The organism is Pseudonocardia sp. SID8383, from assembly GCF_009864975.1.
Lineage (GTDB): Bacteria > Actinomycetota > Actinomycetes > Mycobacteriales > Pseudonocardiaceae > Pseudonocardia > Pseudonocardia alni.
Genome location: NZ_WWFY01000730.1, coordinates 1 through 1543 on the forward strand (window position 1 = coordinate 1; position 1543 = coordinate 1543).

At 77.7% G+C, this 1543-nt stretch carries 3 protein-coding genes; all 3 read right to left on the minus strand.

Features of this window, described 5'->3' with window-relative positions; translation table 11 throughout:
• Window positions 1-584 (minus strand): ROK family protein (locus GTW08_RS17630; protein ID WP_237453942.1); only part of this gene is annotated, 584 nt, incomplete at its 3' end.
• The gene (locus GTW08_RS17635; RefSeq protein WP_100878141.1) at window positions 581-961 is read right to left on the minus strand and encodes a hypothetical protein; all 381 of its coding nucleotides are present in this window, start codon (window positions 959-961) and stop codon (window positions 581-583) included. The genes GTW08_RS17630 and GTW08_RS17635, both read right to left, overlap by 4 nt.
• A partial coding sequence (locus GTW08_RS17640; RefSeq protein WP_161152238.1) for an ArsA-related P-loop ATPase occupies window positions 958-1543 on the minus strand: 586 nt, incomplete at its 5' end. The genes GTW08_RS17635 and GTW08_RS17640, both read right to left, overlap by 4 nt.

The window sequence follows — 1543 nt, forward strand, 5'->3', positions numbered from 1 at the left end:
GCGGTGGCACCGAGTGCGGTCCCGCTGCAGTAGCGCTCCCAGCAGCCGCGCTTGCCGCACGGGCAGGCCCGCCCGTCCGGGACGACCCGCAGGTGCCCCAGCTCGGGTGCGACGCCGTGCGCGCCGCGGAACAGCTCGCCGTCGAGCAGCAGGGCGCCGCCGATCCCGGTGCCCAGCGCGATCACCAGTGCCACCGAGGCACCGGCCGCGGCGCCGTAGCGCCGCTCGGCGAGCGCGGCGGAGTTCGCATCGTGCTCCACGACGACCGGGATCCCGCCGAGCCGGGCGCCGATCCGCTCGGCGACCGGGGCGTCGCGCCAGGACAGGTGCGGCGCGTAGCGGACCAGCCCGCGGGGGGCGTCGACGAACCCGGCGAGCGCGAGCCCGACGGCGGCGACGGTGTGCCGGCGTCGCAGCTCGTCGACCGCACCGGCGATGGCTGCCTCCAACGCGTCGTCGGTGCGCGGGGTCGGCGCGGAGGCGGTGTCGAGGATCCCGCCCTCGGCATCGACGACACCCGCGCGCACGCTGGTGCCCCCGACGTCCACCCCGATGGTGCGGACGTCGGACATCCGGGGGCTCATGTCCGGTGCACCACGATCCGCTGCACGGAGCGTCCGCCGCCGTGTGGGCGGCGGGGCTCCTGGCGCGCGGGCGGGGCGGCCTCCTCCAGCACCGCGACGAGCACAGCGAGCAGCCCGCCGGCGTGGTCGGCGAGCCGGGTGACCAGCTCCGACCGCTCCCCCCGCACGACGGCGATCAGCGCGCACACCGGGCAGGCGGTGCAGGAGCCCGCGTCGCCGGGGCCGGGGTCGCTCCCGGCGGCCCGCAGCGAGTCCGACATCGTCTCGGTGGCCGCGCGCAGCCGGTCGAGCAGCGCCATCGCGGTGACCCGGAGGTCCTCCGGGATGCCGCTGTGATCGCCGCAGTGGGTGCCGCACCGCGTGTCACGGCCGCTCACGAGGTCATCCAGGTGCCCGGGTCGGGCACGAAGGAGATCACCAGGCGGGCGTCGGAGCCGCGGCCCTCCAGCCGGGCACCGGTGGCCTCGCAGCGGCGCAGGACCGACGGCAGCGAGACCACGCGCCGGGAGAACCCGATACCGACGACCATGTCGTCGCCGACCCGGGCGAGGTCCAGCGGGGCGTCCTGGGCGCCGGGCAGCGCCACGTCGAGCTCGAACTCGGTGTCGGCGGAGACGCCGTGGCCCGCGGTGCGGCGCAGCTCCATCAGCGGCCGTGGCGGGGCGCCGTCGGCGGTGCCCGCGGGGTCGTCGTCGCCGTAGACCGACAGGGCCAGCTCGCGCAGCGCACCGACGCCGGTCGGCTCCGCGGCGGTGTAGCGGACCGCGGTCACGGGTACGTCCGCACCGAGCTCGCCCAGCTCGGCGAGCACGGACTGCTGCTCGGTGGCGCGTTCGCGCAGCCAGCGCGCCGCGGGCCCGCGCAGCGACGGCGGCGGGCCGGGCATCACCCGGTTCGCCAGCAGCCCGTCGACCCGCAGCTCGTGCAGGGCGAGCGCGGTCAGCGTCCGGCGGGTCTCG